This is a genomic window from Rhodococcus sp. P4_B6, from assembly GCF_056402215.1.
In genome coordinates, this window is the sequence record NZ_JBFUHV010000006.1 from 101,728 (window position 1) to 124,218 (window position 22,491).

22 protein-coding genes are annotated in these 22,491 nt (G+C 68.0%); 6 read left to right on the forward strand and 16 right to left on the reverse strand.

Translation table 11 applies throughout. The features are described 5' to 3' along the window. Window positions 1-13: 13 nt before the first annotated feature. Window positions 14-586 (reverse strand): ATP-dependent Clp protease proteolytic subunit, encoded by a 573-nt coding sequence (locus AC1DWT_RS04540; RefSeq protein ID WP_095863192.1) that lies wholly within the window; start codon window positions 584-586, stop codon window positions 14-16. 80 nt (window positions 587-666) lie between these two features. Then, window positions 667-936, reverse strand: coding sequence for a helix-turn-helix domain-containing protein (locus tag AC1DWT_RS04545; RefSeq protein WP_072938908.1), 270 nt, complete (start codon window positions 934-936; stop codon window positions 667-669). A gap of 42 nt (window positions 937-978) precedes the next feature. Between AC1DWT_RS04545 and lhgO the strand changes: the two genes are divergently transcribed. Further along, window positions 979-2,184, forward strand: a complete 1,206-nt coding sequence (gene lhgO / locus AC1DWT_RS04550; protein ID WP_072938905.1) for an L-2-hydroxyglutarate oxidase — start codon at window positions 979-981, stop codon at window positions 2,182-2,184. A gap of 4 nt (window positions 2,185-2,188) precedes the next feature. Here the strand turns inward: lhgO and AC1DWT_RS04555 are convergent, their stop codons facing one another. The 3 genes from AC1DWT_RS04555 to AC1DWT_RS04565 form a co-directional block, all read right to left on the reverse strand. Beyond that, on the reverse strand, window positions 2,189-2,785 hold the full coding sequence (locus tag AC1DWT_RS04555; RefSeq protein WP_072938902.1) for an acyl-CoA-like ligand-binding transcription factor: 597 nt from the start codon (window positions 2,783-2,785) through the stop codon (window positions 2,189-2,191). After that, window positions 2,775-4,298, reverse strand: a complete 1,524-nt coding sequence (locus tag AC1DWT_RS04560; RefSeq protein WP_095863193.1) for an MFS transporter — start codon at window positions 4,296-4,298, stop codon at window positions 2,775-2,777. Before AC1DWT_RS04560 ends, AC1DWT_RS04555 begins: the two co-directional genes overlap by 11 nt. Window positions 4,299-4,374: 76 nt before the next feature. Continuing rightward, window positions 4,375-5,772 (reverse strand): cytochrome P450, encoded by a 1,398-nt coding sequence (locus AC1DWT_RS04565; RefSeq protein ID WP_095863194.1) that lies wholly within the window; start codon window positions 5,770-5,772, stop codon window positions 4,375-4,377. Between the two features lie 98 nt (window positions 5,773-5,870). Between AC1DWT_RS04565 and AC1DWT_RS04570 the strand changes: the two genes are divergently transcribed. Next, window positions 5,871-6,455, forward strand: a complete 585-nt coding sequence (locus AC1DWT_RS04570; RefSeq protein WP_072938894.1) for a TetR/AcrR family transcriptional regulator — start codon at window positions 5,871-5,873, stop codon at window positions 6,453-6,455. Between the two features lie 115 nt (window positions 6,456-6,570). Further along, entirely contained in the window at window positions 6,571-7,353 is a 783-nt protein-coding gene (locus tag AC1DWT_RS04575; RefSeq protein ID WP_072938892.1) for a class II aldolase/adducin family protein, read from the forward strand. Window positions 7,354-7,381: 28 nt separating this feature from the next. On the opposite strand, the gene AC1DWT_RS04580 is transcribed toward AC1DWT_RS04575, so the two are convergent. Genes AC1DWT_RS04580 through AC1DWT_RS04590 form a run of 3 tightly spaced genes read right to left on the reverse strand, consistent with a single transcriptional unit; the run spans window position 7,382 to window position 10,539 of the window. Then, window positions 7,382-8,341, reverse strand: a complete 960-nt coding sequence (locus AC1DWT_RS04580) for a C-terminal binding protein (protein WP_095863195.1) — start codon at window positions 8,339-8,341, stop codon at window positions 7,382-7,384. Then, window positions 8,338-8,973 (reverse strand): TetR/AcrR family transcriptional regulator, encoded by a 636-nt coding sequence (locus AC1DWT_RS04585; protein WP_095863196.1) that lies wholly within the window; start codon window positions 8,971-8,973, stop codon window positions 8,338-8,340. Before AC1DWT_RS04585 ends, AC1DWT_RS04580 begins: the two co-directional genes overlap by 4 nt. Before the next feature lie 42 nt (window positions 8,974-9,015). Next, window positions 9,016-10,539 (reverse strand): sodium:solute symporter family protein, encoded by a 1,524-nt coding sequence (locus AC1DWT_RS04590; RefSeq protein WP_095863197.1) that lies wholly within the window; start codon window positions 10,537-10,539, stop codon window positions 9,016-9,018. 203 nt (window positions 10,540-10,742) lie between these two features. Between AC1DWT_RS04590 and AC1DWT_RS04595 the strand changes: the two genes are divergently transcribed. Then, window positions 10,743-11,633 (forward strand): LysR family transcriptional regulator, encoded by an 891-nt coding sequence (locus AC1DWT_RS04595; protein ID WP_477919862.1) that lies wholly within the window; start codon window positions 10,743-10,745, stop codon window positions 11,631-11,633. 7 nt (window positions 11,634-11,640) lie between these two features. Here AC1DWT_RS04595 and AC1DWT_RS04600 read toward each other — a convergent pair whose 3' ends face one another. The 3 genes from AC1DWT_RS04600 to AC1DWT_RS04610 are packed head-to-tail and all read right to left on the reverse strand — an operon-like array spanning window position 11,641 to window position 14,653. Then, window positions 11,641-12,303 (reverse strand): IclR family transcriptional regulator, encoded by a 663-nt coding sequence (locus AC1DWT_RS04600; protein ID WP_072938882.1) that lies wholly within the window; start codon window positions 12,301-12,303, stop codon window positions 11,641-11,643. Window positions 12,304-12,340: 37 nt separating this feature from the next. Then, window positions 12,341-13,489, reverse strand: a complete 1,149-nt coding sequence (locus AC1DWT_RS04605; protein ID WP_072938879.1) for a CaiB/BaiF CoA transferase family protein — start codon at window positions 13,487-13,489, stop codon at window positions 12,341-12,343. Between the two features lie 12 nt (window positions 13,490-13,501). Further along, entirely contained in the window at window positions 13,502-14,653 is a 1,152-nt protein-coding gene (locus tag AC1DWT_RS04610; RefSeq protein ID WP_095863198.1) for an acyl-CoA dehydrogenase family protein, read from the reverse strand. 291 nt (window positions 14,654-14,944) lie between these two features. Here AC1DWT_RS04610 and AC1DWT_RS04615 point away from each other — a divergent pair, with 291 nt between their 5' ends. Next, entirely contained in the window at window positions 14,945-15,307 is a 363-nt protein-coding gene (locus AC1DWT_RS04615) for a type II toxin-antitoxin system HicB family antitoxin (protein ID WP_095863199.1), read from the forward strand. 333 nt (window positions 15,308-15,640) lie between these two features. On the opposite strand, the gene cspE is transcribed toward AC1DWT_RS04615, so the two are convergent. Further along, complete coding sequence (cspE, locus tag AC1DWT_RS04620) at window positions 15,641-15,844, reverse strand: transcription antiterminator/RNA stability regulator CspE (RefSeq protein ID WP_005244612.1); 204 nt, start codon at window positions 15,842-15,844, stop codon at window positions 15,641-15,643. 230 nt (window positions 15,845-16,074) lie between these two features. Between cspE and AC1DWT_RS04625 the strand changes: the two genes are divergently transcribed. Beyond that, a complete protein-coding gene (locus AC1DWT_RS04625; RefSeq protein ID WP_095863609.1) occupies window positions 16,075-16,908 on the forward strand; it encodes an alpha/beta fold hydrolase in 834 nt (277 codons plus the stop codon). 21 nt (window positions 16,909-16,929) lie between these two features. Here the strand turns inward: AC1DWT_RS04625 and hutG are convergent, their stop codons facing one another. Genes hutG through AC1DWT_RS04645 form a run of 4 tightly spaced genes read right to left on the reverse strand, consistent with a single transcriptional unit; the run spans window position 16,930 to window position 22,332 of the window. Beyond that, window positions 16,930-17,892, reverse strand: a complete 963-nt coding sequence (hutG, locus tag AC1DWT_RS04630) for a formimidoylglutamase (protein WP_072938871.1) — start codon at window positions 17,890-17,892, stop codon at window positions 16,930-16,932. Further along, entirely contained in the window at window positions 17,889-19,112 is a 1,224-nt protein-coding gene (hutI, locus tag AC1DWT_RS04635; protein WP_095863610.1) for an imidazolonepropionase, read from the reverse strand. The genes hutG and hutI overlap by 4 nt, the downstream gene beginning before the upstream one ends. A gap of 47 nt (window positions 19,113-19,159) precedes the next feature. Continuing rightward, window positions 19,160-20,836, reverse strand: a complete 1,677-nt coding sequence (gene hutU / locus AC1DWT_RS04640; protein ID WP_095863201.1) for a urocanate hydratase — start codon at window positions 20,834-20,836, stop codon at window positions 19,160-19,162. Between the two features lie 59 nt (window positions 20,837-20,895). Continuing rightward, window positions 20,896-22,332 carry a purine-cytosine permease family protein gene (locus AC1DWT_RS04645; protein ID WP_095863202.1) on the reverse strand — a complete coding sequence of 479 codons (1,437 nt, stop codon included), beginning with the start codon at window positions 22,330-22,332 and terminating at the stop codon, window positions 20,896-20,898. Between the last annotated feature and the right edge of the window lie 159 nt (window positions 22,333-22,491).

Genomic DNA, 22,491 nt, shown 5'->3' on the forward strand with positions numbered 1-22,491 from the left:
TCCGCCTGCCGGATCACTCGCCTTCGACGGTGCGCGCACCGGTGATCGTGTCGATCAGCCCGTAGTCGCGGGCCTCGTCGGCGGTGAGGATCCGGTGGTCCCGCATGTCTGCGATCACCGTGTCGACGGGACGCCGGCAGGAGTCGGCGATCCGCTGCTGGAGTCTGCGCAGCTGTTGCTCGTGCTGTTCCGCGGCGATGGCGACGTCCGACGCCGGACCGGTGCAGGACGTCCGCGGTTCGAGGAGGTGGAACGTGGCGTGCGCCGCCGCCGTCCGGCGGTCGGCAGGCGCGAGGAGAGCGATCGCCGTTCCGCGGACGTCGCCGCGGCAGTGCACGTGCAGCCGGACGCCCATCAGGTCCAGGGTGTCGAGGAGCGTGGCGGCCGCGTCGACGTCGGCGTCGACGCCGTGCAGCCACAACTGGACCTCGTCGTCGCCGGACGCGTCGAGCAGCGCCAGCGACGCCGCCGCGCGGTTCGTGGCTTCCGCGTCGAGCCGGCCGGTGAGCGAGACGATCCGTTTGTCGAACAGGCGCTCGGCCAGCCAGTCGGGACCACCGGTAGCGCCGACGGACGTGACGGGCATCGGTGCCGACGGTAACCGGGGGTCCGGCTGCCAGGGCGTGTGAAAAGGCGGGACCGACGGTGGGGTGGGTGGTGGCCAGATCATGGTGACTCCCGGTGCGGTGAGATCGTCCAGTCGACCGTCCCGCCCACGGCCTCGGCATACCGTTCGAGTGTCGACAGGCGGGGATCGACGTCGCCGCGTTCGAGCCGTGCCACGGCCGACTGCGACGTGCCCATGTGGGCGGCGATCTCCGTCTGCGTCAGACCCCGCTCGCGGCGGGTGGTGACGAGTTCGTCCAGCAGCGCTCGACGCCGATCGGACAGGTTCCCCAGTCCGGGAAAAGACGTGCGTCGAGGGGTGGTCGACATACCATCGATGGTATCTCGAAAACGGTATACGGAGGGGTGCTCATGGCGAAGGTTCGTGCGGCCGTCATCGGCGGCGGCATCATCGGTCTTGCGGTCGCCCGGGAACTTCTGCACCGGATGGACGCCGTCGAGGTGACGCTGTTCGAGAAGGAAACTCGGGTCGCGGCCCACCAGACCGGGCACAACAGCGGCGTCGTCCACGCCGGTCTGTACTACCCGCCGGGCAGCCTCAAGGCGCGCCTGTGCCGCCGCGGCGTCACCCTCCTGCAGCAGTACGCGCAGGACAAGGGTGTGGCCTACGAGGAGTGCGGCAAAGTGGTGGTCGCCCACGACGCGTCCGAAGTGGGCCGGATGGACGCCATCTTCGACCGGGCGGTGGCCAACGGGGTTCCCGGTATCCGCAAGATCGCGGGGGCGGAGATCCCCGAGATCGAACCGCACGCCCGCGGGGTCGCCGCCGTGCACTCGCCGCACACCGCGATCATCGACTACGTGGCGATCGCGGAGGCCCTCGCCGCGGACATCGCCGCGGCGGGGGGACGCGTGCTGCTCGGCCGGGAGGTCGTGGGTCTGGACAGCCGGGCGTCGGAAACGGTGGTCACCACCGGGCACGGCAGTGAGGTCTTCGACCTGGTGGTCACGTGCGCCGGACTGCAGTCCGACCGGGTGGCGCTGCTGTCGGGTGAACCGCGAACCCCCCGGGTGGTGCCGTTCTTCGGCGACTACTTCCTGCTCGAGCCGGAGCGGTCCTCACTCGTGAAGGGGCTGATCTACCCGGTCCCGGATCCTCGGTACCCGTTCCTCGGTGTCCACCTCACCAAGCGGATCGACGGGCGAATCATGCTCGGGCCGAACGCTTTTCTCTCCCTCGGGCGGGAGGCGTACGACCGTCGGGGGTGGTCGGCATCGGACGTGGTGTCCGCGGTCGGGTTTCCCGGATTCTGGCGGTTCGCCGCGCACAACACCGCGGCGGCGGTCCGCGAGGCCCGCACCGTCCTCAGTACGGGCCAGTTCGTGAAGGAGGCGCAGAAGTATGTGCCCGACCTGCGCCGCTCCGACGTCACCCGCGGCCCCCGGGGCATTCGCGCCCAGGCGATGAACGCCGACGGCAGCCTCGAGGACGACTTCGTCATCACCGGGGGGCACCGCGTGATCCACGTCCGGAACGCGCCCTCCCCGGGTGCGACGTCGTCGCTCGCCATCGCCGAACACGTCGTGACGGAAGTTCTCGAACGCACGACCACGTGACGGTCTACGACGTGGTGTCCCGCCCGAGCGGCAGCCCGTCCTCGAGGAATTCCAGTGCGCGCAGGGCGAGCGGCAGATTCCCCGGCAGCAGATCGACCACACCGAGGACGACGCCGACGATGGCCCCGGCGAGCGCGCGGACCTCGAAGTCGTCGGCGGTGCGCCCGACCCTGCGCGCCGTGACGCCCGCGATCATGTCGATGCTGCGCACCATCTCCTGCATGATGGCCCCGCGCAGTTCCGGGACCGAATACATCAGTTCCTGACGCGTCCGCTCGAACTCCATGTCCGCCTCGGACAGACCGGCGAACACGGACTCGGCGGCCTTCCGGAACGCGGTGATCAGCGGGACGTCCGGCGGTTGCGCCTCGATGGCCTCGATCATGGGCGGATCGAGATCGTCGGCGAGGACCAGTTGTTCCTTGGTAGGGAAGTAGCGGAAGAACGTGCTCGGCGACACGTCCGCGGCCTCCGCGATCTGCTCGATCGTGGTGTCGGCGTAGCCCTGTTCGTGGAACAGCCGAAACGCCTCGGCGCGGATGGTCAGCCGGGTGCGCGCCTTCTTCCGCTCCCGGAGGCCTGGTCGGGCATCAGTGGACATGTACCGATTCTGACTCATCCTGCGCAGGGGCCGGGGTATCGCGGGGCGTGAAACGCGCTGCGAGCACGACCGCGACGGCGCAGATTCCCGCGCAGATCCACAGCATGAGGCTCATCCCGGAGACGAACGACGCCTGGACGTGCGCGAGCATCGACGGGTCGCCGGTTGCCTTGGCCACCGCGACGCCGGCGTTGACGCCGTCGCGGACCGGATTCACGTCCAGTTCGCCCAGTTCGGACCGGTACCGGGTGGCGAGGACGGTGCCGAGCACCGCGACCCCGATCGTGCCGCCCGCCTGTCGCAGCGCCTGGATCAGTGCCGAGCCGGAACCGGAACGTTCGGCGGACAACGCCCCCAGGGCGGCTCCCATCGCAGCGGGCATCACAAAACCCATTCCCGCGCCGACGAGCGCGATCCACGTCGCGGTGAACCAGTACGCGGAATCGACGGACGTCAGGGCGCCGGTCGCGAGACCTGCGGTGAGCAGTGCGAACCCGATGACGATGACCGGCCGGGCGCCTGCCCGCCGAAGTAGTTGGTCGCAGAGCCGGGTGCCGACCAGCAGTCCGCCGATCAACGGCAGCAGGCGGAGTCCGCTGCCCAGCGCGTCCACCCCGAGCACGGCCTGAAAGTACTGCGGCACCGTGAAGAACAGCCCGAACATCCCGAAGTTGACGAGCGTCGTGAAGATCGTGCCCCAGCGGAATCCGGGGCTGGCGAACAACGACGTGTCGATCAGCGGATGCCGTGACCGCCGTTCCCACATCGCGAACAGCCCGAGCACGACCACGGACGCCGCGATCGACGTCAAGGCCAGTGCGTCGCCCCAGCCGTCCTGGCCAGCCTTGATGAAACCATAAGTGAGGCTGAGCAATCCGAGCGACGACAGCACGGCGCCGAGGTAGTCGGTGGTCGACCGCTCCTCGCTACGCGATTCCGGCACCAGGGTTGCGACGGCGATCGCGCCGACGACGACCAGGGGCACGTTGATCAGGAACACCGATCCCCACCAGAAGTGCCCGAGCAGCCAGCCGCCGAGGATCGGACCGAGGGGCAGTCCGATCGCGGTGGACGTCACCCAGATGGTCAGTGCCCGCGACCGTTCGTCGGCGTCGGGGAACAGGACGGGCAGCACCGCCATCGACAGCGGCATCATCACCGCGGCTCCCAGCCCCAGCAAAGTGCGTCCGGCGATCAGCTGACCCGACGTGCTCGCGTAGCTGCAGAGCAGCGACGCGGCACCGAACAGGACGAGTGCGCCGAGCAGCAGTTTCTTGCGGCCGTACCGGTCGCCGAGTGCCCCGGCAGGCAGGAGAGCCGCGGCGAGGACCAGCGTGTATGCGGAACTGAACCACTGCAATTGCGAGTTGTCCGCTCCGAGATCGACCGCCAGCGTGGGCAGCGCCACCGTCAGGACCGTGATGTCGAGACCGATGGTCAGCATGGCCACGGACAGGGCGCCGAGCGCCCACCAGCGGCGCGGGGTGACTTCGATGACCGTCGTTTCACTCATGACAGCTCCACTCGAAAGGAAGTTACTATATTTTGATAGTAACTCTCACTTTGTGGCTGTCAAGGGGCGGCAGTGCTCAGCGTCGGCGTAACTGCAGCGTGAATCCCTCCGGCATGAGGGTGAGCCGCTCGGCGACCTTCAGGCGGTAGCCGGGGTCGCCCACGATGTCGTACCGGCGCAGGATCGTGCCGAGAACCAGCACCGCCTCGTGGAGGGCGAACTGCCGTCCGATGCAGGCGCGCTCGCCGGTCCCGAACGGCTTGTACACGTGCGCGGGACGGGACCGGATGCGCTCGGGCAGGAAATGGTCGGGGTCGAACGCCTCCGGGTCGTCACCCCACGCGGGGTCGCGGTGCAGCGCGGGTATGAGGACGAGGACCCAGTCGCCGACCTTCATCGGGTACTTGCCGACGAGGGTCGTGTCGACCGTCGCCTCCCGGCCGTACGCGGGCGCCGTCGGCCACAGCCGCAACGATTCGTCCAGCACCCGGCGCACGTAGCGGAGCTTGGCGACCTGCTCGAACGCGGGTTCCTCGTCGCCCCACACCGCATCGACCTCCGCCTGAGCCTTCGCGAGGACGTCGGGATGCCGCGACAGGTAGTACAGGGCGAAGGACAGTGCACCGGAGGTCGTTTCGTGTCCGGCGACCAGGAACGTCACCACCTGGTGGCGGATGTTCAACTCGTCGATCCGGTGGGGGTCGTTCTCCCGGGCCGCCCGCAGCATGAGTTCGAGCAGGTCCTCGGGGCCGGCCTCGGCGCTGTCGCGGCGGGCGCGGATCACCTCGTCGACGACCTCGGCCATGTGTTCCAGGTTGGCGACGTTGCGGCGATCCGACCGCCGGACCAGCAGGCGTCCGAGCGCCGTCGACTTCACGAACGTGGTGCGCTGCGAATGGCTGAGCGCGCCGACCATTGCCTGCACGAATGGGTGCGGGCGCTCGCGTCGGAAGGAATCGAAGGAATAGCTGAACCCCGTCCGGCCGATGGTCTCGAGCGTCAGCTTCGTCATGTCGGACGACACGTCGACGGGGGAGTCGCCCACGCGCTCGTCCCAGTGCTCCGTCAGTTCGCCGGCAACGTCGAGCATCGTGCGGTGATACGAGCGCATCGCGGATTTCGTGAACGCCGGTGCGAGGAGGTTGTGTGCCTTGCCCCAGTTCGGCTCGTGGTTGTACGCGGTGAACAACCCGTCGCCGCCGACCTCACGCAGCGACGCGACGCCGGGTGCCAGGTGCTTCGCGAACCGGGATTCGTCGGAGAGTTCCGCGACCATGTCGGCGCCGGAGGCGAACACGAACCGGTTGCCGAGAATGTCGCGTTCGAAGATGGGCCCGAGTTTTCTGCCGATCTCCATCGAATTCTGCACGGGAGTGCGGATGCTGATCCCGAACACGTCGCCGAAGACGGGAAGCCGCCATCGGGGATGCGGAATCGTCGCCTCCGCTGTGCTGTGCAGTGATCCGACGCTCATTGTCGACCCCCGTGTCGATGTGGCCCGCGTTACTGAATTGATGTCTAGTACGCAAGGTACGCCTTACTGAACCGGTGTCAAGCAGTACGGTGGCTGGCATGACCAGCGCCCGCCGTCGACTCGCCCCGGAGCAGCGGCGCGCGCAGTTGCTCGACATCGGCGCGCGGTTGTTCGCGGACCGCCCCTACGAGGATGTCTGGATCGAGGAGGTCGCGGAACTCGCCGAGGTGTCGCGCGGATTGATGTACCACTACTTCCCGACGAAGCGGGATTTCTTCGCCGCGATCGTCGAACGCGAATCCGAACGACTCCTCGACGTGACGGCCCCCGACTCCACACTCCCCGTCGAGGAACAGGTCGCGGCCGGACTCGACGCGTACTTCGAGCACGTCGCGAGCCACCGGCACGGAGTCCGGGCCATCAACCGCGGCGCGCTGTCGGCCGACGCCGACATCCGGGCCATCGTCGACCGGGAACTCGACGCGCAGCAGCGCCGCATCGTCGACGCGCTCGATCCGCCCGCCGGCGAGCGCGAACTCGTCGGCGTCGCCGTGCGCGGCTGGATCGCCTTCGTCCGCGCCGTCTGCATGGACTGGCTCGACCACCCCTCGATCGCCGAGAGCGAGCTACGGGAACTCTGCCTCCGCTCGCTGCGGGGCATGCTGAGTGGACGGCTCGACTGAGCCGCTCGTCTCGACGACGTCAACATGTCGATCACGTGTAGCCAAACACTGGCACTTAAATAAATCAGTTGATATATTTAAGCCGAAATCCGTTCCGTGATCAAGGAGATCCCGCATGAGTGCACCCACCGTTACGTCGCAGGGCCGAACGAATCCGGTGAAGACCGAGACGGAACTGCGTCGTGAACTCGCGGCGGTGTACCGACTGCTCGCGCATTTCAAGATGACCGACCTGATCTTCACGCACGTCTCGGTCCGGCTGCCCGGGCCCGAACATCACTTCCTCATCAACCCGTACGGCCTGCTCTTCGAGGAGATCACCGCCTCCAACCTGGTGAAGATCGGACTCGACGGCGAACTCGTCGAACCGTCCGAATATCACGTCAACCCTGCGGGATTCGTGATCCACGGCGCGATCCACGAGGCCCGGACGGACGCGCAGTGCGTGCTGCACACCCACACGAAGGCCGGGTGCGCGGTGGCCGCGCAGGAGCAGGGCCTGCTGCCGCTGAACCAGATCTCGATGGAGTTCTACAACCGGGTCGGCTACCACGACTACGAGGGCATCGCCCTCAACACGGCCGAGCGGGTGCGGTTGGTCGAGGACCTGCGCGATCACCCCGCGATGATCCTGCGCAATCACGGACTGCTCACCGTCGGCGAGTCCGCCGCCGAGGCGTTTCTGCGAATGTTTTACCTGGAGAAGGCGTGTGACATCCAGATCGCCGCCCAGGCATCGGGCGACCTGCGCGTTCCATCGCCCGAGATCGCCGAGCATACGGCGCGGCAGTTCGCCGGCGAGGCCACCGACGACTTCGCCGACGACCAGGCCTACGAGATGGCGTGGGCGGCGCTGCTGCGGATGCTGGACCGGACCGCCCCCGAGTACAAGGACTGAACAGCGCCACAAGGACTGACAGGGGCAATCACATCCCCGGTGAGGCAACGACTCCCACCGGGGATGCGCCCGTCAGGACCGCGGCGACGTTGCGCGCCGACTGCTCCGCCAGCGTGCGCGCGACCTGCGGCGAGTACCACGCGGCGTGCGGGGTGATCACGAGGTTGGGGATGTGCAAGATCGGATCATCCTGTGCGGGAGGTTCGTTCGGAAGGACGTCGACGGCAGCACCGGCCAGGTGCCCGCTGCGCAGTGTGGCTCCGAGCGCGTCGTGGTCGACGAGTCCGCCGCGGGAGACGTTCACCAGATACCCGCCGCGCCGCATCGTCGCCAGCGCACGCTCGTCGATCAGCCCCTGCGTCTCGGGGGTCAGGGGAACGTGCAGACTCAATACGTCGGAGCGGCGCAGTAGTTCCTCGAACCCGACCACCTCGATGCCGTCGGCCGCCAGTTCCGCGGTGCGGTCGCTCAGCCCGCGACCGCTGACGAGCACGGTCATCCCCACCGTCCGGGCCCGCACCGCGAGCGCGCCGGCGATCCGGCCGAAGCCGTAGAGGCCCAGCACGGTTCCCGCGATGCGCCGCGGTGGTGCGGCCGTGACGTCCCACCCGCCGGCGCGTACGGAGCCGTCGAGGGTGTGGGTGGATCGGATCAGTCCGAGGGCGAGCGCGAACGCGTGGTCCGCGACCTCCTCGGTGCAGTAGTCCACTGCCCGCGTGACCCACAGGCCGCGTTCGTGCGCCGCCGACACCGGCAGGTGGTCGTACCCGGCGGAGGTGGCCGACAGTAGTCGCAGGTCCGGGAGTGCCGACAGGTGACGCGGCTCGAGTCCGGTGTTTTCCGGACCCACCAGCAGGGCGACGACACCCGGTCCGGACGGGAACTCGGACTGATGAATCACCTCCGCGGAAATACCCGCGGCGGCAAGAGAATCGGACAGCACTTCGGCCGGGATGAAGCCGTCGAGGACGACGACACGGTCGGTCATGTGCCCACCGCTCCCGCTTCTTCGGTGGTGCGTCGCACGGCGGCGTCGACGCAGCGCGCGGCCGCGTCCCCGGTGCTGATCGCTTCCATCACAACGGGATCCAGGATGGCCTGCAGTGCAAGCCCGTCGGTCAGCGCCACCAGTGCGACGGTGACGGCGTCCGCGTCGAGGTCGGCGGAGACGATGCCCTCCCGCTGTGCGGCGACGACCGCCTCGCGCACGACGCCGCGCCAGCGGGCGAGGAAGCCCGCGATCTCACCGCGGGCCGTGTCCTCGGCCGCCCCCTCCGCATAGAAGAACAGGAAGACGCGGGTCATCGCGAGTCGGCGTTCGTCGAGCGGCAGGATGCTGGCGGTGATGTTCCGCAGCTTCTCGATCGGACCGGCGCCCTCCTCCTCGAGGATCGCCCGGTACAGGTCGCCCTGGATGTCGCCGGCCCGGCGAAGCGCCCCGAGGAGCAGTTCGTGCCGGGACCCGAAGTAGTGGTTCAACACTCCGGTCGACCATCCGCTCTCCTCCGCCACCGCCCGCGTGGTGACGGCGGAGATTCCTTCCCTGGCGATCAACGCGAGAACGGCGTCGGCGAGCGTTTGTCTCCGCTCGTCGTGGTCGACGATCTTCGGCACGATCATTCCTCCCGCTCGTGCGCACTCACCCTCGTGCGCCGGTGTCCCTCAGGCTATCGGTGTCGATGTGCTCGCACCGCTCGGTGTCGATGTGCTCGCACCGCTCGGTGCCGGGACCGGAACCGGCTCTTCCTCGTCCTTTCCCGACACTCGCGCGTTCCACACCGACATCACGTTCGCCGGGGTGGGCTCGGTGAACAGGCTGGTCGCGACGAATACCACCAGGGCGCTGACGAGTCCCACGTACACCGGTTCGTTCGCCATGACGTCGCCGACGACGAACATCGTGGCGATGGTCGCGAGGGTGCCCACCGCCATGGCCGCCATCGCGGCCGTTCCCGTGGCGCGCTTCCAGACCAGTCCGCCGAGGATGGGGACGAGGAGTCCGCCGACCAGGATGTCGTAGGCGATCGTCAGCGCGGAGACGATGTCGTTGATGAGCGCGGCGATCACGATGCTGACGAGGCCGATCACGATCACGTAGAGACGGTTGCCGCGCACGTCGGCTTCCGGGTCGGACGTGTCCAGTTCGGGCCGGGTACGGCCGAAGATCTGGGCGACCAGCGGAAGGACGTCCTGCCGGGCGACCGTGGCGGTCGCGATCAGCGCGCCGGACGCGGTCGACATCATCGCGGCCACCGCGGCGGCGAGGACGATGCCGCTGAGGCCGACTGGCAGGACGTGGACTGCGACGTCGGCGTACACGTCGTCGGACGAACCGATGTCGGGCATGAGGGCGGATGCGGCCAGACCGATCAGCGCGCCCGCGACGCCGTACAGCAGGCAGTAGATGCCGGCGGTGACGCCGCCCCACCGTGCGACCTCGGGCGACTTCGCGGTGAACACGCGCTGCCAGATGTCCTGACCGATGAGGATGCCGAGGGTGTAGACGACGAAGAACGTGATGATGGTGCCGGTGCCGATGGTGCCGAGCCCGAGTGCCTGTTCGCCCACGCGCTCCTTGATGCCGGCGTACCCGCCCGCCTTGCTCCACGTGAACGGCAGCAGCAGGACGAAGACGCCGATGGTCTTGATGACGAACTGGACGACGTCGGTGAGCGTGATCGACCACATGCCCCCCATCGCGGAGTAGGCCACGACGATGAGGCCGCCGAGGACCACCGACAGCGTCCGGTCGAAGCCGAACAGCACGTTGAAGATGGTGGCGTAGGCAATCGTGGACGTGACGGTCAGCATGAGCGTGTACGCCATCATCACGAGACCGGACGCGCCGGTGGCGTCGATGCCGTACCGGAGTTTCAGCATCCCGGAGACGGTGTAGACCTTCAGGCGCTGGATTCGCGCCGCGAAGAGCAGGCTGAGCAGCAGCACGCCGGCGGCGATCGACACGACCAGCCACATTCCGGAGATGCCGTACTTGTAGCCGAGGCCGACGCCGCCGACGGTGGAGGCGCCGCCGATGACGACCGCCGCCATCGTGCTGGTGTAGAGGAATCCGCCGAGGCGGCGGCCTGCGACGAGGTATTCGCTGGAGTTGCTCGCCCGGCGTTTGCCCCACCAGCCGAACGCGAGCATCGCGCCCAGGTAGATCAGGATGATGGTGATGTCCATGGTGCGTCCTTCACGTGTCCTAGCGGATCGGTGATGACGGGCGCGGGTCCCGTCGGTGCCGGTCTCGTCAGACCGTTGCCCTAGACGGTAGGAGAACATTGACGTGAAATAAATCACTTGATACAAATAATCACTTCAGAAAATCGTGAAGTAATGGTGCGAGCCAGCTCACACCCTGTTTTCGACCCTCCCGGAGGAGCACGATGCGCAGCTCGCTGCCCGATCTGAAGCTCCTCCAGATCTTCGCGGCCGTCGTCCGGCACCAGGGGTTCGCACCCGCGCAGCAAGAACTCGGTCTGTCCGCGTCGGCGATCAGCACGTACATGAGTCAGCTCGAACGCCACCTCGGCATCGTGCTGTGCCACCGCGGCCGCGGCGGATTCGGTCTGACCAGCAAGGGCGAGCTCTACCACAAGGAATGCCTCCGCATCCTCGGGGAGCTCGAAGGCTTCGAACGCTACGGCGCCGCGCTGCAGGGAGAACTCCGGGGCACCCTCACCATCGGGGTTCTCGATTCCACCGTCACCGACGCCACCCTGCCGCTCGCCGACGTGATCGGCGTGTTCAGCAAGGACCATCCCGCCGTCTACCTCGACCTCAAGATCCAGACGCCGCACGAACTGCAGGTCGGGGTGCTCGACGATCGGATCGACGTCGCGGTCGGCGCGTTCGCGTCACCGATGAACGGCCTCGTCTCCCAGGCGCTGCACCGGGAACAGCATTGGCTGTACTGCAGCGACAAGCATCCGCTGTTCGGCAGGAAGCGGGTGCCGCCCGAGGTCATCATGCAACAGCGGATGGTGACCCGCGGCTACTGGTCCGAGCAGGAACTCGCCCGCCAGGGATTCCCGCAGCCCTCGGCGACGGTGGAGAACATGGAGGCGCAACTCATCCTCGTGCTGTCCGGCGCCTACATCGGATACCTGCCCGAGCACTACGCGGAGTACTGGGTCGACCGGAACCGGCTGCGCCCGATCCTGCCCGCGTCGTTCGGCTATCAGGCGCCGTTCTCGCTGATCTACCGGCGCGGCCGGGCCCGCGAACCGATGGTCCTCACGTTCCGCGAGTTCGTCCGGACCAGCATGGACAGCTGACCGTCGCTCACTCGGTGGGGGAGCCAAGTTCCGCCGACAGCGCACGGCAATGTTCGACCAGGACGAGACCGTGCTGTGCGCACAGCGCGTCGTCGAGGCGGAACGACGGCCCGATGACGCTGAGCGCGCCCACGATCCGCCCCACCGCGTCGTAGATGGGGGCCGCCACACCCGTCGACTGGTCCTCGATGGTGTCGTGGGCGATCGCGTATCCCTCGCTCTGGAGGTCGCCCCGCAGCGCGGCGCCGACGGCCGTGCCCTCGAGCGGCACCGTCTGCCCGACCCAGCCCATGTGCCGGATGGCGTGGGTGCCCTCGATCTGCGCGAGATACAGGGCGGTGCCCTTCGGGCCGTGGGTCGACAGGTACGTGGATTCGCGGGTTCCCTCCGCGATCGCGACCATCGCGGGCCGGGCCCGGGACAGCAGCTGGTTGTCGCTGATCGCCCGGGCGCCGATCTGGAGAAGTCGCGGTCCGGCCCGGTAGACGTTGTCGTCGCCGCGGACCAGGAACTCGCTCTGCTCCATGCTGCGGATCAGGCGCAGCGCGGTACTCGTGGCGAGGCCGGCGGCCTTCGCGGCGTCGCCGAGCGTCAGCCCGCCCTGCTCGGTGATCGCGCCGAGCAGTTCGAAGGTGCGGCTCGCGCTGCGGGTCACATCTCCGGGGGCCATGGGTTCTCTCCTGACGGTCGCGGGTGTCGGCGTGAATCTACCGTGACGCGATCTCGGACAGCAGGGGCTGCCGGTGTTCGTCGAGCAGCGGGCTGCGGCGGACCCCGGGGCGTGCGCTGTCGCCGAACACGACCGGCTGCCGCACGTAGTCGATGGTTCCCGCGACGGGATGCTCGAACGATTCGACGAGTCCTCGGTGCCTGCTCTGCTCGGACGACAACGCCTGTTCGACGTTCCAGATCTCGGAGCCCGCCAGTCCGGCCGCGCCGAGGATCGCGACCACCTCGGCGACCGTCTTGTCCTTCGCCCAGATCTCGATCTCGGTGCGCAGGGCGGGTTCGTGATCGGTGCGGGAGGTGTCGTCCGCGAAACGGTTGTCGCCGAGAAGATCTGCGCGATCCATGGTGTGCGCGAGCTTCTCGAACCCGGACTGGCTGGCGACGGCGAGGACGAACAGGCCGTCCGACGCCCGGTACGTGTCGAACGGGGTGGACACGGGATGGCGATTTCCCACGCCTGCCGGCGCGACCCCGGATGCCTGCAACTGGCTGTGCGCGGTGGGGAGCATGGCCAGCATGCTGTCGAACATGGCGACGTCGAGGTGTTGCCCCACACCCGATTCCCGGGTGCCGACCAGGGCGGAGCTGATGCCCCACGCCGCGAACAGACCCGCGACGAGGTCGCCGAACGACTCGCCGAGCCGGGTCGGCCCGGATTCGGGGGAACCGGTGATGCTCATGATCCCCGACATCGCCTGCACGACGAGGTCGTAGGCGGCCGCGCCCGCGAGCGGCCCGTCCTGCCCGAAACCGGAGATGGACGCGTACACCAGCCGGGGGTTGCGGGCGTGGACGGTGTCGTAGTCGATGCCGAGCCGGGTGGTCACGCCGGGCCGGAAGTTCTCGACGAGGACGTCTGCCGTGTCGAGGAGGTCGAGCAGGACGGCGCGATCCGCTTCGTCCTTGAGATTGAGTGCCAGTGAGCGCTTTCCACGGTTCAGCACGTTGAAATAGATGCTCTCGCCGTCGCGGAACGGGCCGAGGTGCCGCGAGTCCTCGCCGGCGGCGGGCTCGATCTTGACGACGTCGGCGCCGGCGTCCGCGAGCAGCGCCGTGCAGTACGGCCCGGCCAGAACACGGGAGAGATCGACGACGCGGATGCCGTCGAGGGGAGGCAGGGTAGGCATAACGAGCCCTTCTCAGAATTCGGTCGAGCGCGGCGACGGCGCGTTGGAGGCGATGGTGAGCAGCTGGATCTGCGAGGTGCCCTCGAAGATCCGGAGGATCCGGCAGTCGCGGTAGAGGCGTTCGATCTCGGATTCGCGCATGAACCCGGCGCCGCCGTGAATCTGCACGGTCTGGTCGACGATCGAGAAGCAGGCCTCCGTCGCCACGTACTTCGACACCGAAGCGGCGCGGCGCAGGTCCGCTCCGGCGTCCTTCACGTCCGCCGCCCAGTCTGCGGTGACCCGGGAGGCGACGAGTTGTGCGTCGCACGCACCCAGCAGCAACTGGATCGCCTGGAATTCGGCGATGGGGTGTCCGAACTGTTTGCGCTCGGCCGCGTAGGACCGGCCCAGTTCCCAAGCACGCAGCGCGATTCCGTTCGCCATCGCGGCCACGTCGATGCGGGCGCGGTTGAGGGCGGCGAGTGCGATGTTGCCGCCGCGCCCCTCCGTTCCCACCACCGCGTCGTGGGGCAGCACCACGTCGTCGAGGTACACGGTGTAGGTGGGCGCCGATCGGATGCCCAGCTTGTCCTGCGGCTCCGAGTAACTCACGCCGGGAGTGCCCTGGGGGAGGACGAACGCGGTGATGCCACGGAAGCCGGCGGACGGATCGGTCTTGGCGAAGAGGACGACCAGGTCGGCCTCCTTGGCGTTGGAGATGTACGTCTTCGACCCCGACAGGTGCCACCCGTCGTCCTCGCGCCGCGCCGTCGTGCGCATCGACGCGATGTCGGAGCCGGCGTCCGGTTCGGTGAGGGCGAACCCGGCGAGCAGTTCCCCGGACGCGAGGCGGGGCAGCCACCGGTGCTTCTGCTCCTCGGTGCCGCCGACAAGGATCGGCTCGAGCCCCAGGTAGTGCGCGGTGTAGATCGAGGCGAGGGCGGCGTCGGTGCGGGCCACCTCCTCGATGGCGATCAGCTGCGTCTTGGTGGACATGCCCAGTCCGCCGAATTCCTCGGGCACCGAGATCCCCATGAGGTCCTGTTCGCCCAGTCGCTTCACCAGTTCCGCCGGGAACTCCCGCGTCTCGTCCCGGAAGGCCGCGCCGGGGTGGATCTCACGGTTGGCGAAGGCGCGCACTGCGCCGCGGAACTCGGCGGCATCGAGCAGCTGATCGGTCACGGGAACTCCTGTCGGAAGATCGAAATTGCCATCTAGTGAAATAGCAATGCCACTTGGTGGCATACCGACTATGAAGGAGTACGCCGAATTTGTCCAGGGGATGCCGATGCGATCGGCGACCGCGAATGCTGCCGGCTGTCCTTCTTCGGGTTCATCTCGATGAAGTAGTATCGCGGGTGATATCACCTTGGCCTGTCGAAGCAGGCGAAGCTGGTCGCGAGGATGAGGGCGAGTCCTATCGGGTCGGCCAAGTCGTCATCGCCTTCGGCAGGCTTACGAAGGAGGCTGACAATGGCTGACGCAACGCACTACACCTATCGGGTGACCTGGTCGGAAGACGACGGCGAGTTCGTCGGGGCCGTCGCCGAATTCCCATCGTTGTCATGGCTGGCGGAAACGCAGGCCGAGGCACTCGACGGTGTCATCGGTGTCGTCCGCGACGTCCTCGAGGACATGGCGGTGACCGGCGAGCAACCACCAGTGCCGATCGCTGATCGTCCCTACAGCGGCAAGTTCATGGTGCGAACCTCGCCGCAGGTACACCGGAGCCTGGCGATCGAGGCGGAAGAGCAGGGCGTGTCGCTCAACATGCTGATCAACCAGAAGATCACAGCTCCTGCTGTGCCCCAGTCGACAGCCGTCGGCGCCGCCTGAAGAGAGGTCGCCGTGGCAAAGTCATAGAACTTCAACAGTTCTGCACTGCAGGAATTTTCACTCAAGCCGTGGATTCGGTGGGGGCATCTGGGCGCGGACCCGGACGCGACACGGGAGCAGTCGGCGGCCCAGTTCGACGAGAAGGCGGTCCGGGGTTCCTGACCGACAGGATCTCCCCCAACACCGACGGGAGTTACACCGGGGCCGTCTACGTGGGCGGCAGCCAGGTGGGAAGTTTCGGCCTCTCGAGATAGCTGTCCCGGGGCCTGCTACGACAACGAGGCCGCACCTCTCGGGTGCGACCTCGTCGTCACAGTGTCATCGGGGCGTCGGTCAGACGGCCCGCACGTTCTGGGCCTGCGGGCCCTTCTGGCCCTGTCCGACCTCGAACTCCACCCGCTGGTTCTCCTCCAGCGACTTGTAGCCGCTGCCCGAGATCTCGGAGTAGTGAACGAACACGTCCGCGCTACCGTCGTCCGGCGCGATGAATCCGAAGCCCTTCTCGCTGTTGAACCACTTCACAACACCCTGCGCCATACCGTTCACTCCCTGAGTTGCCGCCCGGGATCTCACATCGAGATCCCGTTCGCGTAAATCTCATCCTGTCATCTAGCCGCGCGTGCTTCCAGTGGTAGGCCCACGAATCCTCCGGATCCGAGGCTCCGGGGAGGTCATGGGCGAGAAATTTCCCCCACGGAACCGATGATTCTGCCCGTCGGGGGCGGTCCTACCTGCGACCGATGATCACCTGCAACGAGGAGAACCCGATGAATTCCGCATCGACCGCCACCACCCACGCCCGGACCCTCGACGTTCCCGGTGCCAGGCTGTACTACGAGGTACGGGGCTCGGGTCCCGTCGTGGTGCTCGTCGGCGCCCCGATGGACGCCGACTCCTTCGCGCCCGCGGCCGATCTGCTGGCCGCCGGATACACCGTGCTCACGACGGACCCGCGGGGCATCCGCCGCAGCCCGGTCGACGACCGCGACCGCGATTCCACCCCGGAGATGCGCGCCGACGACCTCGCCCGGTTGCTGATGCACCTCGACGCAGGCCCCGCCGTGGTGTTCGGTTCCAGCGGCGGCGCCGTCAGCGCGCTCGCGCTCGTGCAGGCGCATCCCGACCTGGTGCACACCGTGGTGGCTCACGAGCCGCCGCTGGACGAACTGCTCGACGACCGCGAGCACCTGCGCGTGAAGACCGACGAGATCATCGACGCCCACCTCGGCGGGGACGTCGCAGGGGCGTGGAGGAAGTTCCTGGACCTGGCGAACATCCACCTGCCCGAGGAGGTGTTCCAGCAGATGGTCGGGGATGAGCGGGACGAGCAGACCGAGGCCGACGAGTACTTCCAACACGCGCACATGCTGCGCCCGACCACCCGCTGGTGCCCGGACGTCGCCGCGCTGCGCTCGGCGTCCACCCGCGTCGTGGTCGGGATCGGCGAGGAGTCGGGAGGTCAACTCTGCGACCGGACGTCGCGGGCGCTCGCCGCCGAACTGGGCGTCGAGCCCACACTGTTCCCGGGTGATCACATCGGCTTCGCCCACGACCCGGCCGCGTTCGTCACCCGCCTGCGCGCAGTGCTGCGGGAGGGCTGAGCGCAGGCTCCCCGGGCGATCTCAGCCCACGATCGGAATGCGCTTCGTGGCGATCCGGTGGATGAATCGGGCGGCGGTGCGGGCGGTGCGGTTGTCGATGTCGAACGATGGATTGAGCTCGGCGACATCGACAACCGCGAGCTTTCCGCTGGCGGCGACCGCGTCGCACACGAATTGAATCGTCTCCGCGGGCACGCCGTACGCTGCGGGAGCGCTCACTCCCGGCGCGACCGCGGCGGGGAGGACGTCGAGGTCGATGGTGAGGTAGACGAGATCGACGTCCGACAGGAACTCGCTGACGAACACGGCCACCCGGTGCCGGTCGGAGACCGAGCACTCGTCGTCCAGGAGGTACCGGACGTCGTACCCGCGTGCGGTGTCGAACAGCGCGGTGGTGTTGCTGGGCTGGCTGATGCCGAGCACGGAGTACTGCAGGGTGGTGCCCGCCGCGTGTTCCCGTTCGAGGATCTGCCGGAACGGTGTGCCCGAACTCGGCACCGGATCGGACCGCAGGTCGAAGTGCGCGTCCAGGTTCAGGATCCCGACCCGTTTGCGCGGGGTCCGGACCGCCGCCTGCGCCAGACCGAGGTACGTCCCGAACGCCACCTCGTGGCCGCCGCCGAGGACCACCGGGAACTGGCCGGCGTCGAGCGTCGCGGCAACCACCGCGCCCAGCGCCTCCTGCCCGGCTTCGAGGCGATTGTCGGTGACCGCGACGGTGCCGGCGTCATACGCGCGGAGCGGCTCGGCGAGCGCCATAGACGACAGCGCGCTCCGCAGCGCGTCCGGACCGCGGGACGCCCCGCGGCGCCCCTTGTTCCGTTCCACGCCCTCGTCGCTGGAGAATCCGATGAACACGCAGGCGCCCGGCTCGGCGCCGTCCCGGAGCGGGGTCACCGCCTGGTGCCAGCGGAGGTGGTGACTCGACGTGCCGTCCATCCTGCCGACCCAAGGGGGTGGCGGTATCAACAGGTTCTCCATCATCGCAATGCCCTCGCTTTCTCGTGACCGACGTGCGCGGACCAGGCGAGTTCGCCGCCCCGCCACACATCGCTGACCAGGGGGACGCCGGGCCGGTAGGCCAGGTGCAGGTACGACGGCGCGTCGAGGGAGAGGGCATCGGCCCGCGCTCCGGGACGCAGGACCCCGACGTCGGCGCGTTGCAGCGCGCGGGCGCCGCCCGCCGTCGCCGCCCAGATCGCTTCGTCCGGGGTCATGTGCATGTCCCGCACCGCGATCGCGATGCAGAACGGCAGGCTGGTGGTGTAGCTGGTGCCGGGGTTGCAGTCCGCGCCCAGCGCGACCGTGACCCCGGCGTCGAGCAGGGCCCGGGCATCGGGGTACTTGTTGCGGGTCGAGAAATCCGCGCCGGGCAGGAGGGTCGCCACCGTCGAACTCTGCGCCAGCGCGTCGATGTCGGCCTGCGTGGTGTAGCAGACGTGGTCGACGGACGCGGCGCCGAGTTCGACGGCGAGCTGGACTCCGGGCCCCTCGCGGAGCTGGTTGCCGTGGACGCGGGGGATCAGCCCCTTCGCCATTCCGGCGGTGAGCACGGCGTGCGCCTGATCGCGGTCGAACGCGCCGGTCTCGCAGAACACGTCGATCCATTTCGCCTGCGGTGCACAGGCATCGATCATCTCCGAGCACACCATGGCGACGTAGTCGTCGGCGCGGCCCGCGTATTCCGGCGGCGGAACGTGAGCGGCGAGCAACGTCACCTCGTCGGTGAGGGACGCCGCAATCCGCGTGCTGCGCAGTTCGTGCGCGACCGTCTGCCCGTAGCCGGTCTTGCACTCCACCGTGGTGCTGCCCGACCGCAGCGACTCGTCCAGCAGTCGCCGCGTGTTCGCCTGCAGTTCTTCGTCGGTGGCGTTCCGCGTCGCCTCGATCGTGTTGCGGATGCCACCTGCCGCGTACGGCTGCCCGGCCATGCGGGCGGCGAATTCCTCCGCGCGTTCCCCGCCGAACACCAGGTGCGAGTGGCTTTCGACGAAGCCCGGCAGCACCGCCCGGCCGTCGAGGTCGTGCCCGACGTCCGCGGCGGGCGCCGCGTCGGTGCTGCCGACCCAGGCCACCACGCCGCCGTCGAAGACGACGGCGGCGTCGCGGATCAGCCCGAGCGGACCTTCCCCCACTGTCGGGTCGTTGGTCACCAGGGTGCCGATGCCAGTCAGCGCTGTGGAGCGGGAGGTGTTCGCTGTCACTGCTGTTCCTTCCAGTGGTTCGAAGATACGGTCGCTCGGGCGGATGGTCATCCCTCGGACATCGGCACGCGGACGCCGCGCTCGCGGGCGACGTCGGCGGCGTGGTCGTAGCCGGCGTCGACGTGCCGGATGACGCCCATGCCGGGGTCGTTGGTCAGGACCCGCTCCAACTTCTCCGCGGCCAGGTCGGTGCCGTCCGCGATGCACACCTGACCGGCGTGGATGGACCGGCCCATGCCGACCCCGCCGCCCTGGTGGATGGACACCCACGACGCGCCCGACGCGGTGTTGACGAGCGCGTTGAGCAGCGGCCAGTCGGCGATCGCGTCGGAGCCGTCGAGCATCGACTCGGTCTCACGGTACGGCGACGCGACCGATCCGGAATCGAGGTGGTCGCGACCGATGGCGACGGGCGCCGACAGCTCACCGGACGCCACCATCTCGTTGAACTTCAGGCCGGCCTTGTGCCGTTCGCCGTAGCCGAGCCAGCAGATCCGGGCCGGCAGACCCTCGAACGCCACCTTTTCGCCTGCCATCGTGATCCACCGCTTGAGGTGCTCGTTCTCGGGGAACAGTTCGAGGATCGCCTTGTCGGTGGCCTCGATGTCCTTCGGGTCGCCCGACAGCGCGGCCCAGCGGAACGGGCCGAGGCCCTCCTCGAACAGCGGACGGATGTAGGCGGGCACGAATCCGGGAAAGTCGAATGCGCGGGAGTAGCCGGCCTTGCGGGCCTCGTCACGGATGGAGTTGCCGTAGTCGAACACCTCGGCGCCCTTGTCGAGGAAGCCGACCATCGCGGCGACGTGGCGGGCCATCGACGCGCGGGAGTCCTCGGTGAACTTCACCGGGTCCTTGTCGGCCATCGCCTTCATGTCGGCGAAGTCGATGCCGAGCGGCAGGTATGACAGCGGGTCGTGTGCCGACGTCTGGTCGGTGACGATGTCGATGGGGGCGTTCATGGCCAGCAGTTCGGGGAAGATCTCGGCGGCGTTGCCCTCGAGCCCGATGGACAGCGGACGCTTCGCGTCGCGGGCCTCGATCGCCAGACGCAGGGCGTCGTGGATGTCGGTGGCCTTGGTGTCGAGGTACTTGTGCGCGATCCGGCGGTCGATGCGGGTGACGTCGCAGTCGACGCAGATCGCGACGCCGTCGTTCATCGTCACGGCGAGGGGCTGGGCGCCGCCCATGCCGCCGAGGCCCGCGGTCAGGGTGATGGTGCCGGCGAGCGAGCCGCCAAAGCGCTTCCGGCCGACCGCGCCGAACGTCTCGTACGTGCCCTGCAGGATGCCCTGCGTGCCGATGTAGATCCACGACCCGGCCGTCATCTGCCCGTACATGATCAGTCCGAGGGCGTCGAGCTTGCGGAACTCCTCCCAGTTGGCCCAGTCGCCCACCAGGTTCGAGTTCGCGAGCAGGACGCGGGGCGCCCACTCGCTGGTGCGGAACACACCGACCGGCTTGCCGGACTGCACCAGCATCGTCTCGTCCGACTTCAGGGTCTTCAGCGTGCGGACCATCGCGTCGAACGCTTCCCAGCTGCGCGCGGCCTTGCCGGTGCCGCCGTAGACGACGAGCGAGTCGGGGTGCTCGGCGACCTCGGGGTCGAGGTTGTTCATCAGCATGCGCAGGGCGCCTTCTTGCTGCCAGCCGAGGGTCGTCAGTTCGGTGCCGCGGGGCGCCGACACGTGGCGGGGTCCGGAAACCGGAGGCGTCGTGGTGGTCATGTCGTGTACTCCTTGATGGTCGAACGAGAGAGGTGGAAGAGTTTGGGGGTCAGCGTGATTCACTGTCGTGTGTCAGCCATGGCGGTGTGTTCCGGGTAGATCATGGCCGGGGGCGGGTTGCTGCTGCGCCGTGCGAGCGGGTAGTAGATCGCGGCGGTGAAGACGATGCCGACGATCCAGGAGATGTCCGCGCCGCCCAGCATGTCCGTCACCGGGCCGGTGTAGAGCTTCTGCGCGAGGAACGGGATCTGCGCGACGACGCCGATGGCGTAGCAGCTCATCGCGGTCTTGTTCCAGCGGCCGTAGCGGCCCGCCGGGTCGTACAGGGCCGGGATGTCCACGCGCTCCTTGGAGATGAGGTAGTAGTCGATCAGGTTGATGGCGCTCCAGGGCGTGAAGACCATCAGCAGCACGAGGACGAAGTTCTTGAAGTTGTTGAGGAAGTCGGCGCTGGCACCGATCGCGATCAGCATCGACACCGCGACGAACCCGATGATGTACAGGGTGCGGGCCCGGGACGAGATGCGCGACTGCCCGTTGAACGCGGTCACGGTGGTCAGGATCGACATGAATCCGCCGTACGCGTTGAGGCAGTTGACGGTGAGCTTCCCGACCAGGATCACCAGGTAGATCATCAGGGCGATGACGGCGGGTCCGGCGAGTTCGCCGATGAAGCCGACCTGGTCGCTGAGGAACGCGTCGCCGGCGACGGCGGCGACGAGCGCGCCCAGCGTCATCGACCACTGCGAGCCGATCACGCTGCCCGCGAACGTCGACCAGAAGGTCTTCCGCTCGCTCGTCGAGCGCGGCAGGTAGCGGGAGTAGTCCGCGACGTACGGTCCGAACGTCAACTGCCAGCCGGCTCCGAGCGAGATCGCGAGGAGGAACGTGACGATGTCGAAGCCCTTGATCCCGACGAACGCGGCCACGTCGTACTCGGCGAACAAGCGGATCAGCAGGTAGGTGAAGCCGATGATGCCGACGACGGTCGCGACCTTGCCGACCACGTGGATGAGCTTGTACCCGGTCACCGCCACGAACGCGGTCATCGCGCCGAAGATGAGGATGCCGACGGTGGCGTTGTCGATGTGGAGGATCTCGTTCACGGCCTGACCGGCGAGGACGCTGCCGGTCGCGGCGAAGCCGAGATACATCAGGACGACCAGGACGAGCGGGAGCACGGCGCCGAGGACGCCGAACTGGGCCCGGCTCGAGATCATCTGCGGCAGGCCGAGGCGCGGTCCCTGAGCGGAGTGCAGGGCCATGACGGCACCGCCGAAGACGTTGCCGATCAGCAGGCCCACGATTGCCCACAGCGCGTCCGCGCCGAAGACGACCGCGAGTGCGCCGTCGACGATCGCGGTGATCTGCATATTGGCGCCGAACCAGAGCGTGAACTGGCTGCGCGGAGATCCGTGGCGCTCGTCGTCCGGGACGACGTCGATGGTGCGACGCTCCGGCGCGAGGCTGATCTCGGGAGGTCCCTCGTGTGTCATAGGCCTGTTCTCTCTGTGACGAGTCCGGCAGCTTCTGGTCGGTCCCGGGTGCTCTGTCCCATGTCCTGAATCCAGTGTGCTCTGACTCACGTTTTTTATCGCCTTAGATGTATAGTCCTGTATAGACAACCCCCTGTCAAGCGTTCTCCAAGGACCCAG

Coding starts and splice junctions, on each gene's coding strand:
- AC1DWT_RS04565 (WP_095863194.1), bottom strand. CDS start 5,772: ATGAGCGTCGGATCACTGCACAGCACAGCGGAGGCGACGATTCCGCAT.
- AC1DWT_RS04580 (WP_095863195.1), bottom strand. CDS start 8,341: ATGACCGACCGTGTCGTCGTCCTCGACGGCTTCATCCCGGCCGAAGTG.
- AC1DWT_RS04585 (WP_095863196.1), bottom strand. CDS start 8,973: ATGATCGTGCCGAAGATCGTCGACCACGACGAGCGGAGACAAACGCTC.
- AC1DWT_RS04555 (WP_072938902.1), bottom strand. CDS start 2,785: ATGTCCACTGATGCCCGACCAGGCCTCCGGGAGCGGAAGAAGGCGCGC.
- AC1DWT_RS04540 (WP_095863192.1), bottom strand. CDS start 586: ATGCCCGTCACGTCCGTCGGCGCTACCGGTGGTCCCGACTGGCTGGCC.
- AC1DWT_RS04600 (WP_072938882.1), bottom strand. CDS start 12,303: ATGGCCCCCGGAGATGTGACCCGCAGCGCGAGCCGCACCTTCGAACTG.
- hutG (WP_072938871.1), bottom strand. CDS start 17,892: ATGATGGAGAACCTGTTGATACCGCCACCCCCTTGGGTCGGCAGGATG.
- AC1DWT_RS04575 (WP_072938892.1), top strand. CDS start 6,571: ATGAGTGCACCCACCGTTACGTCGCAGGGCCGAACGAATCCGGTGAAG.
- lhgO (WP_072938905.1), top strand. CDS start 979: ATGGCGAAGGTTCGTGCGGCCGTCATCGGCGGCGGCATCATCGGTCTT.
- AC1DWT_RS04545 (WP_072938908.1), bottom strand. CDS start 936: ATGTCGACCACCCCTCGACGCACGTCTTTTCCCGGACTGGGGAACCTG.
- cspE (WP_005244612.1), bottom strand. CDS start 15,844: ATGGCGCAGGGTGTTGTGAAGTGGTTCAACAGCGAGAAGGGCTTCGGA.
- AC1DWT_RS04625 (WP_095863609.1), top strand. CDS start 16,075: ATGAATTCCGCATCGACCGCCACCACCCACGCCCGGACCCTCGACGTT.
- AC1DWT_RS04615 (WP_095863199.1), top strand. CDS start 14,945: ATGGCTGACGCAACGCACTACACCTATCGGGTGACCTGGTCGGAAGAC.
- hutU (WP_095863201.1), bottom strand. CDS start 20,836: ATGACCACCACGACGCCTCCGGTTTCCGGACCCCGCCACGTGTCGGCG.
- AC1DWT_RS04590 (WP_095863197.1), bottom strand. CDS start 10,539: ATGGACATCACCATCATCCTGATCTACCTGGGCGCGATGCTCGCGTTC.
- AC1DWT_RS04605 (WP_072938879.1), bottom strand. CDS start 13,489: ATGCCTACCCTGCCTCCCCTCGACGGCATCCGCGTCGTCGATCTCTCC.
- AC1DWT_RS04595 (WP_477919862.1), top strand. CDS start 10,743: ATGCGCAGCTCGCTGCCCGATCTGAAGCTCCTCCAGATCTTCGCGGCC.
- AC1DWT_RS04645 (WP_095863202.1), bottom strand. CDS start 22,332: ATGACACACGAGGGACCTCCCGAGATCAGCCTCGCGCCGGAGCGTCGC.
- AC1DWT_RS04570 (WP_072938894.1), top strand. CDS start 5,871: ATGACCAGCGCCCGCCGTCGACTCGCCCCGGAGCAGCGGCGCGCGCAG.
- AC1DWT_RS04560 (WP_095863193.1), bottom strand. CDS start 4,298: ATGAGTGAAACGACGGTCATCGAAGTCACCCCGCGCCGCTGGTGGGCG.